The 14249-nt window shown below is 70.5% G+C and carries 15 protein-coding genes; 6 read left to right on the plus strand and 9 right to left on the minus strand.

The window, feature by feature from the left end:
• Positions 1 to 78 precede the first annotated feature (78 nt).
• The 3 genes from OG734_RS28420 to OG734_RS28430 all read right to left on the minus strand — a co-directional run bounded on the left by OG734_RS28420 (position 79) and on the right by OG734_RS28430 (position 1799).
• Positions 79 to 597 (minus strand): GNAT family N-acetyltransferase, encoded by a 519-nt coding sequence (locus tag OG734_RS28420; protein ID WP_330290320.1) that lies wholly within the window; start codon positions 595 to 597, stop codon positions 79 to 81.
• A gap of 116 nt (positions 598 to 713) precedes the next feature.
• A complete protein-coding gene (locus OG734_RS28425) occupies positions 714 to 1310 on the minus strand; it encodes a DUF305 domain-containing protein (RefSeq protein WP_330290321.1) in 597 nt (198 codons plus the stop codon).
• A gap of 66 nt (positions 1311 to 1376) precedes the next feature.
• Entirely contained in the window at positions 1377 to 1799 is a 423-nt protein-coding gene (locus OG734_RS28430) for a DUF6153 family protein (protein WP_330290322.1), read from the minus strand.
• A gap of 238 nt (positions 1800 to 2037) precedes the next feature.
• Here OG734_RS28430 and nagZ point away from each other — a divergent pair, with 238 nt between their 5' ends.
• Positions 2038 to 3555 (plus strand): beta-N-acetylhexosaminidase, encoded by a 1518-nt coding sequence (gene nagZ, locus OG734_RS28435; protein WP_443065109.1) that lies wholly within the window; start codon positions 2038 to 2040, stop codon positions 3553 to 3555.
• 123 nt (positions 3556 to 3678) lie between these two features.
• On the opposite strand, the gene OG734_RS28440 is transcribed toward nagZ, so the two are convergent.
• Positions 3679 to 4929 carry a glycoside hydrolase 5 family protein gene (locus OG734_RS28440; protein WP_330290324.1) on the minus strand — a complete coding sequence of 417 codons (1251 nt, stop codon included), beginning with the start codon at positions 4927 to 4929 and terminating at the stop codon, positions 3679 to 3681.
• Positions 4930 to 5013: 84 nt separating this feature from the next.
• Between OG734_RS28440 and OG734_RS28445 the strand changes: the two genes are divergently transcribed.
• Together OG734_RS28445 and OG734_RS28450 are read left to right on the plus strand one after the other, a co-directional pair.
• Positions 5014 to 6243 (plus strand): BadF/BadG/BcrA/BcrD ATPase family protein, encoded by a 1230-nt coding sequence (locus tag OG734_RS28445; RefSeq protein WP_330290325.1) that lies wholly within the window; start codon positions 5014 to 5016, stop codon positions 6241 to 6243.
• A complete protein-coding gene (locus OG734_RS28450) occupies positions 6240 to 8549 on the plus strand; it encodes a glycoside hydrolase family 3 N-terminal domain-containing protein (protein WP_443064925.1) in 2310 nt (769 codons plus the stop codon). Before OG734_RS28445 ends, OG734_RS28450 begins: the two co-directional genes overlap by 4 nt.
• Before the next feature lie 65 nt (positions 8550 to 8614).
• Here the strand turns inward: OG734_RS28450 and OG734_RS28455 are convergent, their stop codons facing one another.
• Both OG734_RS28455 and cpt read right to left on the minus strand, forming a co-directional pair.
• Positions 8615 to 8926 (minus strand): NIPSNAP family protein, encoded by a 312-nt coding sequence (locus OG734_RS28455; RefSeq protein WP_330290326.1) that lies wholly within the window; start codon positions 8924 to 8926, stop codon positions 8615 to 8617.
• Positions 8927 to 8973: 47 nt separating this feature from the next.
• Complete coding sequence (gene cpt / locus OG734_RS28460) at positions 8974 to 9546, minus strand: chloramphenicol phosphotransferase CPT (protein WP_330290327.1); 573 nt, start codon at positions 9544 to 9546, stop codon at positions 8974 to 8976.
• 53 nt (positions 9547 to 9599) lie between these two features.
• Between cpt and OG734_RS28465 the strand changes: the two genes are divergently transcribed.
• Positions 9600 to 10124: an ATP-binding protein gene (locus OG734_RS28465; RefSeq protein WP_330290328.1), complete on the plus strand. Its 525-nt coding sequence runs from the start codon at positions 9600 to 9602 to the stop codon at positions 10122 to 10124.
• A gap of 347 nt (positions 10125 to 10471) precedes the next feature.
• Here OG734_RS28465 and OG734_RS28470 read toward each other — a convergent pair whose 3' ends face one another.
• Complete coding sequence (locus tag OG734_RS28470; RefSeq protein ID WP_330290329.1) at positions 10472 to 11155, minus strand: class I SAM-dependent methyltransferase; 684 nt, start codon at positions 11153 to 11155, stop codon at positions 10472 to 10474.
• Positions 11156 to 11382: 227 nt separating this feature from the next.
• Between OG734_RS28470 and OG734_RS28475 the strand changes: the two genes are divergently transcribed.
• On the plus strand, positions 11383 to 11655 hold the full coding sequence (locus tag OG734_RS28475) for a type II toxin-antitoxin system Phd/YefM family antitoxin (RefSeq protein ID WP_330290330.1): 273 nt from the start codon (positions 11383 to 11385) through the stop codon (positions 11653 to 11655).
• Entirely contained in the window at positions 11652 to 11921 is a 270-nt protein-coding gene (locus tag OG734_RS28480) for a type II toxin-antitoxin system RelE family toxin (RefSeq protein WP_330290331.1), read from the plus strand. The genes OG734_RS28475 and OG734_RS28480 overlap by 4 nt, the downstream gene beginning before the upstream one ends.
• Positions 11922 to 11941: 20 nt before the next feature.
• On the opposite strand, the gene OG734_RS28485 is transcribed toward OG734_RS28480, so the two are convergent.
• Together OG734_RS28485 and OG734_RS28490 are read right to left on the minus strand one after the other, a co-directional pair.
• Complete coding sequence (locus OG734_RS28485) at positions 11942 to 12760, minus strand: leucine-rich repeat domain-containing protein (RefSeq protein ID WP_330290332.1); 819 nt, start codon at positions 12758 to 12760, stop codon at positions 11942 to 11944.
• Between the two features lie 329 nt (positions 12761 to 13089).
• Complete coding sequence (locus tag OG734_RS28490) at positions 13090 to 14052, minus strand: DUF4232 domain-containing protein (protein WP_330290333.1); 963 nt, start codon at positions 14050 to 14052, stop codon at positions 13090 to 13092.
• Positions 14053 to 14249: the final 197 nt, after the last annotated feature.

The raw sequence follows: 14249 nt of genomic DNA on the forward strand, positions 1-14249 counted from the left end.
ACACTCCGGATGATCGCGCGGGGCTCTTCGCCTTCCAGCACCAGGGAGGGTGCCGGAGCCTGCCCTCCGATACGCCGATCATTCGGGCCCGGGCCCGTGCGCCCATTCCTGGTCGAGGATGCTGAAGACCTCGGAGTCACGCCAGCCGTCCCGGATCAGCGCGGTGTGCCGGTGTCGGCCCTCGTGGGCCATGCCGAGCTTGCCCAGCACCCGGGCCGACGCGACGTTGCGAGGATCGCAGGTCGCATAGATCCGGTGCAGTCCCATCAGCCCAAACCCTTTGCCGAGAAGCTCCCCGCCGATGACTGTGCCCACGCCTCGACCCCACACCCGAGGATGCACGAGATACGAGATCTCGCCCTGGCGGTGGGCCAGGCTACGAACCTTGAGCTCGCCGATACCGACGAGTTCACCGTCGAGGCAGGCCGCATACACGAATCTCGCCTGCGGGGACCGCAGCCGGGCATCCACCGCGCCTTGGACGAAGTCTCGGGTCTGTTCCTCGGTGTTCGGCCCCCACGCCTGGTAGCGGCAAGCCTCCGGCAGGCCGGCGAAGGCATGGACAGCGTGCCAGTCACCGACAACGAGCTCGCGCATAGTTACCGAGGCTTTGATCACGAGGCGATCCTGTCAGGCCTGTGTCCTTCAAGGATTGTCGTGCGGTGAGTCGGCCGGCCTGGCCGCGGTCGGCCGACTCACCAGCGGTTTCGGGGTCAGTTCTTGCCGAGGAGCTTGGTCATCTCCGTGATCTCGGCGTTCTGGGTGCGGATGACGTCGTCGGCCATGGAGGTGGCGGGGGCGTACTTGCCCTTGGTCTTCTCGGTGGTGGCCATCGTCACGGCGCCCTTGTGGTGCTCGATCATCATGGTCAGGAAGTTCTTGTCGAACTCCTTGCCAGAGGCGGCGTGGTCCATGCCGGGCATCGATTCCATCCCTTCCATGGACTCCATGCCGGGCATCGACTCCGTCGACGTCGGGACGTCCTTGCCCCAGGTCTTCAGCCAGTCCGTCATGGTCTCGATCTCCGGGGCCTGAGCCTTCTCGATGCGGGCGGCGAGGGACTTGACCTCGGCCGACGAGGCCTTGTCGGCCGCCTCTTCCGCCATCGCCAGGGCGCCCTTGTGGTGGGGGATCATGCCCTGCGCGAAGGTGACGTCCTGGGCGTTGTGGTCCTCGGCCTTGCTGCTGCTCCCTGCGCCTGCGGCACTGCTGCTGTCGCTGTTGCCGTCGTCGCTGCCGCAGGCGGTGAGTGTGAGGGCGAGCGTGGCGGTGGCGGTCAGGGCGAGGAGGGTCTTGCGGGTTTTGCGCATGCTGGAACTCCTGTTGTGCGAAAGGGAATTGAGGTGCGTGGGCACGCCGGTGGCGTGCGGCGACCTCTAGATCCGCAGGAGTTGGAGTTCGGCGAGAGACGGTGGCGCTCTCGCGCCCTCGGGGGAGCGGGGCAGCGAGCGGTCGGCGCGGGCGGTCAGGACCGAGGCGCCGGCCGGGTCGGGCGTGAGGGCGGGGAACGTATGGCCCGCCGGAACGGCGCCGGACGCGCAGGTCGCGTCGGCGTGCTGGGAGTGGCCGCCGTGCGATCCCATACCGTGGCAGACGGATTCGTCGGCAGGCCCTGCCCGCATTTCCATCCGCTGTTCCTGCTGGCCATGGTGGGAGGCGTCCGTCATCCCGACGGACATACCGCCCGGCCCGAGGCCGTGCATCGCGAGGACACCCGCCAGCAGCCCGAGCACGACGAACGCACGCGCCCACCACAACGGGGGGTGCGTGCGCTGCTGTCGCTGTGCGCGGGCTGTCACGTGGGGCATCCTAGCGGGGTGAATGTATAGGGGTACGGGGTATCCCTATGTGCGTTCCCTCTTTGGCCGTACGGCAGGAAGTACGGCCGAAACGGCACTCCAGCTCATCGAAGCCGCAGAGCTATGAGAGCTTGCTGCTCGCAATCTTGGTTATTTGATTCACCTTGTGCTGCCGTTTTGGTGACTTCTATCATCCGCATATCTGCCCGCGAACCCCAGAGGCCCCCCGATGAAGTCGATGAAGTCGATGCAGCAGCCCCAGCCCCACCTGCCCCTCGACCTGCCCGTCGACCTCGACGAAGCCGTCCACCGGTGCCTCGTCGCCGGTTTCGACGGCACCACCGGCGTCCCGCACACCCTCAAGCGGCTCATCGACCGGGGCCTCGGCGGGGTGATCCTCTTCACCCGCAACGTGCGCGACGCGGACCAGGTCCGCCGCCTCACCGACGAGCTGCGAGCCCTGCGCCCCGATCTCCTCGTCGCCATCGACAACGAGGGCGGCGGCATCGGGCACCTCGTCGCCGCGGGCGCCCCCGAGGTGCCCGGTTCGTACGCCCTCGGCGTCGTCGACGACCCGGACCTCACCGCCCGCTGCGCCGACGCCCTCGCCGGTCACCTCACCTCGCTCGGCATCACCGTCTCGTACGCCCCCGTGGCCGACCTCCAGCATCACCCCGACAACCCGATCGTCCGTACCCGCTCCTTCGGCGCCGAGCCCGGCCTCGCCGCCCGTCACCTCCGCGCCTGGATCACGGCCACCGAGGCACGCGGGATCGCCTCCTGCGCCAAGCACTTCCCCGGCCACGGCGGCACGGTGACCGACAGCCACCACGAGATGGCGGTCGACCGGCGCTCGTACGACGAGATCCGCGCCGATGTCGAGCCGTTCCGGGCCGCCGTGGCGGCGGGCGTGCCGATGCTGATGAGCGCGCACGTGGTGTACCCGGCGCTGGATCCGGAACGGCCCGCGACCCTCAGCCGCCGCATCCTGGGCGACCTGCTCCGCCACGACCTCGGCTTTGACGGGGTCCTGGTCAGCGACGCCCTGGAGATGAAGGCGATAGCCGACCGGTACGGCGAGGCGGCCGGCGCCCGGCTCGCCCTCGCCGCGGGCGCCGACCAGGTGATCGTGGCGGTACCGGACCTGACGACCACCCTGGCCTGCCGGGACGCGGTGATCGGCGCGCTGCGGGAGGGCATGCTCGCGGAGGAGCGGGTACGGGAGGCCGCCGGGCGGGTGCGGAGGCTGGCGGAGCGGTATGCGGGGGCGGTGGGGGAGGGCGCGGTCGGGCCGTGGGACGCGGGTGCCGGCCTGGAGGCGGCCCGGCGGGCCGTGCGGGGCACTCTGGAGGGTGCGCGGGCCGGTGGGTTCACGGCGGCGCCCGGAGCGTATGTCGTCGACCTGTTTCCGCCGCCGCATCCCGCGCTGAACTGGGGCGGCGAGGATCTGCTGAGCGCGGTGCGCGCGCTGGATCCCACGGCTTCGGGCATGGCGCTGAACGAGACTCCGGTGGATCCGGCCGCTCTGGTCGAGGGGGTTCTGCGGCGGGCGGCCGGGGTGCCGTTGGTGGTCGCCACGTCGGACGCCGGGTTGTATCCGTGGCAGCGGGAGCTGCGGGAGGCGCTGGTGGCCGGGCGGGGGGACGCGGTGGTGGTGGAGACCGGGTTGCCGGATCGCGCCGCCGCGTGGTGTTCGTACGGGCGGGGGCGGGTCAATTTGCGGGCGTTGGCCGAAGTGCTGGTGGGGCGTGTCTGAGGGCGGGTGTTGGATGTGGGCCGGTGGGGGCTGGTCGCGCAGTTCCCCGCGCCCCTGAAAGCAGGCCGGTCACTACCGGCCCGGCTCGAACTCACGCCCTCCTCTACTCGCTGATCGCCCCGCTCAAAGGGGCCGTACGACTTCCTTGATCCCCCGCGCGGCCAAGTACGCCTCGTCCTCGGCCCGCTCCGCCAGCACAACCGCCGGGCGTACGCCGTCCTCCGCCCGCAGCCGCATCCACGCCTCGAAGTACGCACCCCCGGGCCCCGACACCGAGCGCGTGCCCGGAGTGCAGTGCAGGACCAGGGCGGTCGTACGGGGTTCGGCGGGGCGGGGTTCGGCGCGCAGCTCGGCGACCGTCTCCGCGAGGGCCTCGGCGATGGGCTTCGGGCGGCCCGTGGAGTCGAACAGGCCGAGGGTGTACTCCAGTTCGGGGAAGTCGGCGAGGGAGCGGTCGACATCGTGGGAGCACCACCAGGTGACGCCGTACAGGTTGGCGCAGTCGACGGCGTTGCGTACGGTCGCGCGGGCGAAGCCGGGGGCGTCGGCCGCCGGGATGTGCGGTTCGGGGGCGCCGGTCTCCTGGACCCAGACGGGCCGGGCGGGGTCCTCGGCGTACGCGGTGGCCAGTTCCACGCCGTACTCCGCCAGGTGCTGGACCTGCGGGGAGCGGGGGCCGTAGCGGCGGGCGCAGTCGGCCGAGAACACCCAGGGGTGGACGGTCGTCAGGTCGCCCTTGCGGGCCGAGGCCTCCGGCGTGAAGGGGTGGTCGTCGCTGTACCAGGCGGCGTCGTACGCGGAGTGTGTGACCAGGCCTGCCGCGCCCGCCGGGCCCAGTCCGGCGCGGGCGGCGGCCAGCAGTGTGTCGAGGTAGTGGTCGATGTCGGCCACCGTCACCGGGTTGTGTTCGACCAGGTTGTTGAGCTCGTTGCCGAGCTGGAGGCCGAGGAGGTTCGGGCGGCCGGCGAGCGCGCGGCCCAGTGTCCGCAGCAGCTCGGCCTGCGCCTCGATCGCCTCCGGGTCCGTGAAGACGTTGCGGTGGTGCCAGCTGCGGGTCCATTCCGGGTAGAAGTCGAAGCTGGAGAGGTGGCCCTGTACGCCGTCCACCATGACGTCGAGGCCCGCCTGCGCCGCCACGTCCACGAGCTGCGCCACCTGGTCGACGGTGGAGGCGCGGATGAGCGTGCGGTTCGGCTGGAGCAGCGGCCAGAGCGGGAAGATCCGTACGTGGTCCAGGCCCAGCCCGGCGATCTGGTCCAGATCCTCGCGGGCGAGGGCCGGGTCGAAGTCGTACCAGGAGTGGAACCAGCCCCGGCGCGGCGTGTAGTTGACGCCGAAACGAGGGGCGGGAGACAGGGCGGGGGGTGTGCTCACGGGTCCTCCTCGGACGTGCGTGACTGCGCCGGGCCGCGAGTCGGGTCTTGTCCTCGGCGAATGTATGAACCACCATAGTGCGCGATGAGCAATGAATTGAACCAGGATTTGGGCAGGGACTCGGACGGGAACCTGGATCGGGATTCGGGCCGGGGTTCGGGCCGGGGTTCGGGTCAGGATCCCGGCCGGGACGAGGACGGTCCGGCTGCCTTCGACGCCCTCGTGGTCGGGCTCGACGCCGGTGGCACGCGTACGCGCGCCGTGCTGGCGTCGGCCTCCGACGGGCGCGTGCTCGGCGAGGGCGTCGCCGGTCCGGGCAACGCCCTCACCGTCCCCGTACCGCAGCTCACCGAGCACCTCGCCGAGGCACTCACCCGGGCGGTGCCGGAGCCGGACCGGCCCCGGGTCGTCGCCGTCGCGGGCGGCTTCGCGGGCGCCGCGGGCACGGCCGACGAACCAGGCCGCGTCTACGCCCTGGCCGCGCTGACGGAAGCCCTGCGGCGGCTCGGCATCTGCGCGCGGGACATCCGGATCTGCAGTGACATCGAGGCCGCGTTCGCCGCCGCCCCTGGCGCCCCGGCGGACGGGCTGGCCCTCGTCGCCGGTACGGGCGCCGTCGCGATGCGCATCACCGCCCGCCACTGCGAGAAGACCGTCGGCGGCGACGGCTGGCTCCTCGGCGACGACGGCGGCGGCTTCTGGATCGGCCGGGAAGCGGTCCGGGTCGCCCTGCGCATGGCGGACCGGCGGGGCGGCGACACGGCTCTGGCGGTGCTGGTGGGACGGGAGTTGGGGGTGCCGGACGCGGCGCTCGCGGTCGAGGGCGAGGCGTTGGCGTACGAGGGGAAGGTATCGGCGTACGAGGGTGAGGCGTCGAGGTACGGGAGTGAGGCATCGGCGTGCGGGAGTGAGGGCGGCGTCGGTCGGCCCTGGCCCCGTGCGGCCCGCGAGGCCTACCGCCGGCACGTCCTGCCCGCCGTCATGGCGGAACCGCCGGTCCGGCTGGCCCGGTTCGCCCCGCTGGTCGCCGAGGCGGCCCGGGCGGGGGATGCTCTCGCGCAGGCGATCCTCGACGAGGCGGCCGGTCATCTCGCCGACTGTGTACGGGCGTTGGAGCCGAGGCCGGGCGAGTCGGTGGTCGTGACGGGCGGCCTGCTCGGCCCGGAAGGCCCACTGACCGTTCCCCTGGACCGGCAGCTGGGCGCCCTCGGCCTGGAGGCGCACTGGGTCCCCGACGGCAGCCGGGGCGCGGTGGCCCTGGCCCGACTCGCCCACGACAGCGGGCCCGACACGCACCCGGAGCACAACCAGTGACCGTGTCCCCTCTCTACCGAGACCCCGCCGCCCCGATCGACGCCCGTGTCGCCGACCTCCTGGCCCGGATGACACTGCGCGAGAAGGTCGGCCAGCTCAACCAGCGGATGTACGGCTGGGACGCCTACCGCCGCCGCCCGGACGGCGAGTTCGAGCTGACCGAGGCCCTGTACGAGGAGACCGACCGCTTCGAAGGCCTGGGCGCCCTGTACGGCCTCCTGCGCGCCGACGCCTGGTCCGGCGTCGACCACTCGACGGGCGCCGACGCGCAGACGGGCCCGGCACTGGCCCACCTGGTCCAGCGCCACGTACTCGAACGCAGCCGCCTCGGCATCCCGGCCCTGTTCGTCGAGGAGGTACCGCACGGGCTCATGGCCCTCGACGGCACGGTCCTCCCCGTCAACCTGGCGGTGGGCGCCACCTGGGACCCGGACCTGTACGAGCGGGCGGCATCCCACGCCGCCGCCGAACTCCGCGCCCGGGGCGGCCACTTGGCCCTGGTCTCGGCGCTGGACATCGCCCGCGACCCCCGCTGGGGACGTACGGAGGAGTGCTTCGGGGAGGACCCGTACCTTGCCGCGCGTCTGACGGAGGCGCTGGTGAGAGGCGCGCAGGGGGACGTGGACGAGCAGGGGAGATTCTCCCCGGACAAGGCTCCGGTGGTCCTGAAGCACTTCGCCGGCCAGGGTGCGACCGTCGGCGGCCGGAACTCGGCCGAGTCTGAGCTGGGCCCCCGTGAACTCCACGAGATCCACCTCCCGGCAGCGAGGGCCGGCGTACGGGCGGGTGCCGCGGCGGTCATGGCCGCCTACAACGAGGTGGACGGCATCCCGTGTTCGGCCAACAGCTCTTTGCTGAACGGGTTGTTGCGCGGGAGCGGGAGCGGGGATCGCGGCTGGGGCTTTGCCGGCCTGGTCATGGCCGACGGACTGGCCGTGGACCGCCTGGCCCGCATCACCGGCGACAAGGTCTCCGCAGGCGCTCTCGCCCTCAACTCCGGTATCGACCTGAGCCTTTGGGACGAGGGTTTCACGCACCTGGCGGAGGCGGTGGAACGGGGCCTGGTGAAGGAGTCGGTGCTCGACGCGGCCGTGTCCCGCGTCCTGACCCTGAAATTCCGCCTGGGCCTCTTCGAACACCCTTATGCGGCAGCCGAGTTGCCGCCCCCTTCGCCCGAGGCCGGCCGTTCTCTGAGCACAGCCCTGGCGCGCTCGGCCGTCACCCTCCTCCACAACAGGGCGGGCGTCCTGCCCGTCGACCCGGCGAGGGTCTCCCGCATGGCCGTCGTCGGCCCGCACTCCGCCACCACGGCCCACCAACTCGGCGACTACACGGCCCCCCAACGCCCCGGCACAGGAACCAGCGTCCTGGCCGCCCTGAACCGCCTCACCCTCCCCGAGACGGAGATCCGCCACGCCCGAGGCTGCGCCCTGACCGGCGACGACCTCTCCGGCATCCCCGAGGCGGTGGAGGCGGCAGCCGCCTCCGACCTGGCCGTACTGGTCCTGGGCGGCAGCAGCGCCCGTACCCCGGACACGGAGTTCGACGCCAACGGCGCCGCCCGGACGATCGTCTCGGAAATGACCTGCGGCGAGGGCGTCGACCTGGCCGGCCTGCGCCTGGGCCGGGCCCAACACGCCCTGCTGGACGCGGTGACGGCGACGGGCACACCCACGGTCGTCGTCCTCGTCCAGGGCCGCCCGCACGCGGTCCCGGAGGCGGCGGAGCGTGCGGCTGCCCTCCTGTCCGCCTGGTACCCGGGCCCCTGGGGCGGCGAGGCGATCGCCGAGATCCTCCTGGGCCACACCGCCCCCACCGGCCGCCTCCCGGTCTCGGTGCCGCGCTCGGCGGCCCAACTCCCCGTCCACTACAACCACAAGGACACGGAGTACGGGTCGTACGCGGACGAGGACGCCGAGCCGCTGTACCCCTTCGGGCACGGCCTGACGTACACGACGTTCGAGTACGGGGCTCCGAACATCGGTCGGGACGGCGCCAGTTGCGCGGTCGAGGTGACCAACACCGGGGAACTGGCAGGGCGTTCGGTTGTCCAGCTGTACATCCGCCCGCTGCGTACGACGGTGTGGCCCCGGACCCTGGAGCTCCGCGCCTTCCGGAGCATCGACCTGGCGCCGGGGGAGTGCCGTACGGTCACGTTCGCTCTCGGGGTGGATCAACTCGCCCAGGTGGACGGGGACTTGGAACGGGCGGTACTGCCGGGGAGCGTGGAGATCCGGGTCGCGGAGTCGGCGCGCGGGGCGTTGGACGCCGTACCGGTGATCGTCACGGGCGGCCCGGCAGGATGACAAGTCATGGCAGTGTCCCAGGGCGCCCTGCGGCGTTCGGCGTTCGGCATGAACTCCGGGACACACTAGGACGGGCCGTCGAGCGGCCGGAGGAAGCGTCGCTCGTACCGCCTGATGCAGCGGGTGTCACGCGCCAGTTGGATCGCTTCCTGGCACTCGGCGTCGGACATGCTGTCCGTGCGGTACTGCTCGTACGCGGCCATGCTGGGGAAGGTGAAGAGGGCGTAGGCGATGTCGCTGTCGCCCTCGCTCGGCAGGAAGTAGCCGTGGTGCGTCCCGCCGAAACGGTTGACGAGCCGGACCCAGCGGCGGCCGTATTCCTCGAAGTCGTCGAGTTTGTCGGCGTCGATCTCGTACTTGAGATGAATGGTGATCACGCCTGCATGATGCCGTGTGTGGGTTCGGGGAGACGCCGGATCAGTGATCAGCCGACAGGGTCCTCGCCGTCGTGTACGCGGGCGGCGATGGTTCGCGCGCACACCAGGGACTCGGTGCGCGACGTGTCGACCTCCAGGTCATAGACGACGCTCTCGTGAACCACGTCCGCCTGCGCCGCGGCCATCCCCCGGGCCCGGTCTCCCCGGGCGGCCTCGCGGCCTGCGGCGACGGCGCTCTCGCATCGGACGCCGACCCAGAGCACGCCCGGTTCACCAAGCTCACCCAGGTCGCCAAGAGCCTTACGCCACCGCTGCTGGGACGCCGCTCCGCCGAGGAAGACGTCGTCGATGACGACCCGGGCGCCCGCCCGGACCATCGCCACGACACCTTCCCGCCAGGCCGCCTCCAGCGCCAGGAAGTCCTCACCGACGCTCACCTGGCCGTCCGCCGTGATCCCGATCCCCGCGTCCGACTCCTGCATCCTCGCGGGCAGGGCGTCGACGAACGAGTCGCACCCGAACGCCAGCCACGGATCCGGCATTACGGCTTGCAGACACCGTACGATCTCGGACTTCCCCGAGCTGGAACCACCGTTGAGAATGATCATCTGGGTTGTCACCGCGCCACACTAATCTCCCTTGCCGGGGCCCGCAGAGCGCTAGCGTCGGTCCCATGATCGTATGGCTCAACGGAACCCACGGCGCGGGCAAGACGACGACCAGTCCCCTCGTGCAGCAACTGATCCCGGATTCAAGGGTGTTCGACGCCGAGAAGGTCGGCGAGACCCTCATGGACATCACCCCGGGGCTGCCCGACACGGACAACTTCCAGCACTGGCCGCCGTGGCGACCGCTCGTCGTCGAGACCGCCCGCCGCGTACTCGACTACACCGGCGGCACCCTGGTGATACCCATGACCGTCCTGGTCGAGGAGTACTGGCGCGAGATCAGCACAGGCCTCGCCCAACATGCCATCCCCGTACGGCACTTCGTTCTCCACGCCGACCAGGACACCCTCCGCGGCCGCATCGCGCACGACACCGTCCTCGGTCCCGACTCCCCGTTCCGCCTCAAATACCTCGAGCCCTACGCCGAGGCGGCCCGCACCTGGCTGCACGCCGAGGCCGAGGTCATCGACACCACACACCTCACGCCCGACCAGGCCGCCCTGGTGATCGCGGAGGCTGTGAAGAAGTGAGACCCGCCTGCCATCCGGAACGCCCACGACGACGGCACATCGGCTGTGCATGATGCGGTTACGGGCGGTGGCGTCTTCGCAGTTCGGCCAGCCGTTCGCGTGCGGCGACACTTCCAGCCGTGGGTGGGGTGGCATTGGCCGGACGGGGCACTTCTGGCGGAAGGGGAATATCCAGTGCTGCCGACACTTGGGTGAAGGTCATCTCCATGTCGATGTGGGCGAGATGAGCAAGGGCGCCGGCACCTCGCCCCCTGAACCGTGCCTCCTTCCTGGGTTCGCTTCGCCACCAAGCAGGTCGATGAGGGCGCAGAATTCTTCGTTCGGCACAGCGGTCCTCCTCGTTCCGGCTATGGCGCCAACAAGCGTTCGGGTTTCCGGGCCAGGAAGGTGGCGACTGTCCTGCGCGCGCCTTCGTCGGGCTCCTGCACCAGCCGCGAGGTGATCACCAGTCCGGCCCGGTTCAGCAGCTCGGCGATCCGCTCGGCCGGGAGCAGGTGGGACTCGTAGGACACCGGGTGGCCGCCGTACGCCTGCGTCGGGCGGAGGTGTAGATACTCGTCGTCTCCCACGTGGCCGGCCAGCATCAGGAGGCCGCCGGGGGCGAGGGTGCGGTGGAACTCGGCGTAGACGAGGGGGAGTTGTTCCGGTGGGGTGTGGTGCGTGGAGTAGTAGGCCAGGATGCCGCCGAGTTCGCTGTCCCGGATCGCGAGGCTGGTCATCGAGCCCACGGTGAAGTCCAGGTCCGGATAGGCCCGGCGGGCCAGCTCGATCATCTTCGGGGACAGGTCGACGCCGAACGCGGGCACACCCAGGGCTGCCAGGTGCGCGGTCACCTTGCCGGGACCGCATCCCAGGTCCGCGACCGGGCCGAGGTCAGCCACCTGCAGGGCTTCGGCGAACGCGGCCAGCATCGCGCGCGACAAGGGATCCAACTCCGCCGGGTTCTTGACGAGTTGGGCGTAGTCGGCGGCGACGGTGTCGTACGAATCACGGATCGCGGCGAGGTGGGAGGGAGCGGGCGCGTGGGTCACGGGGCGACTTTAGGGGAGGGTGCTGACACGGGCCGTGGGTTTCCGAGTAGGTGATGGGCGGTCGAGTCAGGCTGGACCCCATCAGAGCACGGACGGGCCGATCCGAGGCGGAAGAGCCCAGGGCGCCCCGCTGGCGCTCGATGACGAGAAACCAGCATCCGCCACCGGTCATGGCGTCGCCTCACGGCCCCCGCGCCTGTGTACACGGAGGCGCGTACACTGGAGTCATGGATGAAAGCGCTGTGACCGTACGCGAAGCCCGTGCCCACCTCGCAGACCACATCAACCGTGCCGAGCAGGGCACCCCGACGATAATCACCCGCAATGGCGCACCAGTGGCAGCTCTCGTACCCATCGCCGACTTCAACGCACTGGAAGACGCGGCGGACGAACTGCTCGCGCGCGAGGCGGAAGCCGTTCTGGCCGAGGGCGGCCCCACCGTGACCATGGCCGAGCTGCTTGCCGACCTGTTCACCGAGCGGGATGCGGGCGCGGCGTGAAGTACGCGTTCAGGTTTACGACGGCTGCACAGCGGCAACTCCGCGCAATCGACCGACCAGCCGCAATGCGAGTTCTCGCCGCGCTGACCGCTCTCGGCGACGACCCGTACCGTGAAGACGCCGACGTCAAGAAACTCACCGGACCGACTGGTCTGTACCAGCTCCGAGTCGGCAGCTACCGGGTTGCGTACCAGGTTCTGGACGGCGAGCTCGTCATCCTGGTCGTCAGGGTCGGTGACCGTCGCGACGTCTATCGCAACATTTGATGGGTGGTTTCCGGGGAGCCTCAGTCCCAGTCGGGCGCGGGCTGGTCGACTTGGCCGCCCTGGTGCGGCGATGGACTGTAGTCCTTGGTTCCGCCGGGGAGAGCCGCCACGCATGCTGACGAGCACGCATTGACCAACAAGGGCAGGACGTCGGTAGCCACGCGCAAGGAGATCCAGACCTGGCGGAATCCGCCCTTCTCTATCGGCCGGTCACAGACACTGCACGAGCGGATGGCTGTCGCTCCCCAGCGACTGGGGTCCAGGCCGGCCAGATCGGGGAGATCGTTTTCCGCGGCGGAGCTCCGAGGCGGCTGGAGCCGTGGGAACTGCGGACGCAACTTGTAGTTGCCGAACAACGACCGTGTGCTGACCGTGCTGCGGACCAGCCGAGAGCATCTGGTGATCTCGTACGGGAACCAGTGCAGGCGGTTCGATGTGTAGGGAGTGAACTGCTCCAGGCTGGTCATGGCACCGATCTCGGGCGGAACCCGGACCAGGTTGCTGCCGTAGAGCATGAGGTGTCTGACCGCTGTCAGTTTGGAGATGGACGGAGGCAGAGTGACGATCTGCCGCCGTTCCTGTGGGCTGAGTTCGGCCAGCGGACGGAACTCCTCCCGACCGTCGGAGGCCGCCTCGTCGATCAGCGCGAGCAGATGCTGCCAGCCTGCCGAGGAGGTGTCCTGAAGCTCGGCGTGGAAATCGACGCGGGCGTGCGGACGCACGTTGTACTGATCGAAGCACGAGCAACTGTCCTGGTAGGGCTCCGATCCCTGATGGTCCGTATTCGACGGGTCGACCCAGTGGTTCTCGAACAGTTTCGGCTTTTCCTTGTCCACCATGGCGCCAAGATACGGATCCTGCGCCGGCCCGGACCAGGGGCTGGGTGCTGGGTGCTGAACGTATGCGAGGTGGGGACGCCAACCCCACCTGGGGCGGGGCACCCCGCAGTTGCTGTGCCCCGACCCCAACCCGGCTTCGTTATCGGCGTAGCCGCCGCGACCGGCATCCACTGCGCACCCGTATACGCCCTCGCCCGAATGCGCTGCCTCGCGCAAGCCGTCCGACTCGGTGCCGGCGATGGAAGCCCCTCCAGGGGATCGACGCCCGCCTCGTGATCCGGAGCCGGGAGCTACCTCGCCCGTCCATAACGGTTCCCCGGACAGAACACCTAGCGCTCAGCCTTCTCCCACGGCCGGACCCCGAGTTTTCCGGTGGTTCCGAGGTCGAGGTTCGGGTTCACCGTCACCGGGGCGGCGCCGGCCTTCGCCCGGACCCGTACGTAGGGCACGTTCACCGGCGTGCCGAACTCGGTGGTGTTGCGCCAGACCAGGCCGGCGGTCGCCGACTCGCCGGGGGTGAGCGTGATGGGACGGGGCTGCTTGTCGGGCCCGGCGCCGGTGGTGATCTCGCCGCTGCCGTCGAGGATCTCGACGCCGTCGACGGGCTTGAGCTCGTTGTCCAGGAGCTCCAGCATTGGGTAGCCCTCGACGGTGTAGTCACGCGTGCCGCAGTTGTCGAGGTGCAGGCCCACGACGCGCAGTCCCATGGCCGCGTCGCCCTCGTCGGCGCTGACCCGGATGCCGGAGGCAGGGCACGTGCCCGGCGCGGCCGGCGCCTCGCTCGCGGGGACCTTGGTCACTTCGAGCACCTTGGCCTGCGTCACCCGTGGCGCGGCGGGCGGCAGTTCCCCGGCTCGGACCGTGCCCCGCACCGTCTTCCCGGGGCCGACGTCGCGCACGGTCGAGGTCTGGTTGGTCACGGCCCCGCCGTCACCGCTCATGAAGGTGAAGACGACCGAGTAGGTCAGGGTCTCGGTGCTCCCGTTGGTGACCTCGTAGCCGGCGCTGACCCCCGAGTCCGTGGCGAGGCTGTCGGCGGAGACGGAGTAGCTGTGGGTGGACGAGGGCGAGGGCGAGGCCGTCGGGAGGGTCAGCGAGGTGATGCGTACGCCGTCCTTGCCCGGATCGTCGACCTGCGTAGCGGATGGCCCTTCGGCCGCGCCGGCGCCGGTGTTCCTGGCGCCGGCGTGCTCCGTCCCGCAGGCCGTGAGCAGCAGAGCGGTCGTGGCGACAGCCGACAGGAAGGGGGCGGTTCTGGCGAGAGCCGGGCGGAGGGGGGCTGGTCTGCGCATCCGGTTATCTGATCAGGGCGTGAACCCTGTGCGTGTGATGGAGGCCATAGCTCCGGTCACGGGGGTGTCACAAGTGTGGCGGGCAGCGGGCGGGTTGGGCGGGGCAGGCGGCCACGATCCGGTCGAACGGAGTCGGTCTCAAGGTCGGCGGGCATCATGGCACCGCCTCCTTCCTGCTCAGGATGTCGGCGAACGCC

This window comes from Streptomyces sp. NBC_00576 (assembly GCF_036345175.1).
GTDB lineage: Bacteria > Actinomycetota > Actinomycetes > Streptomycetales > Streptomycetaceae > Streptomyces.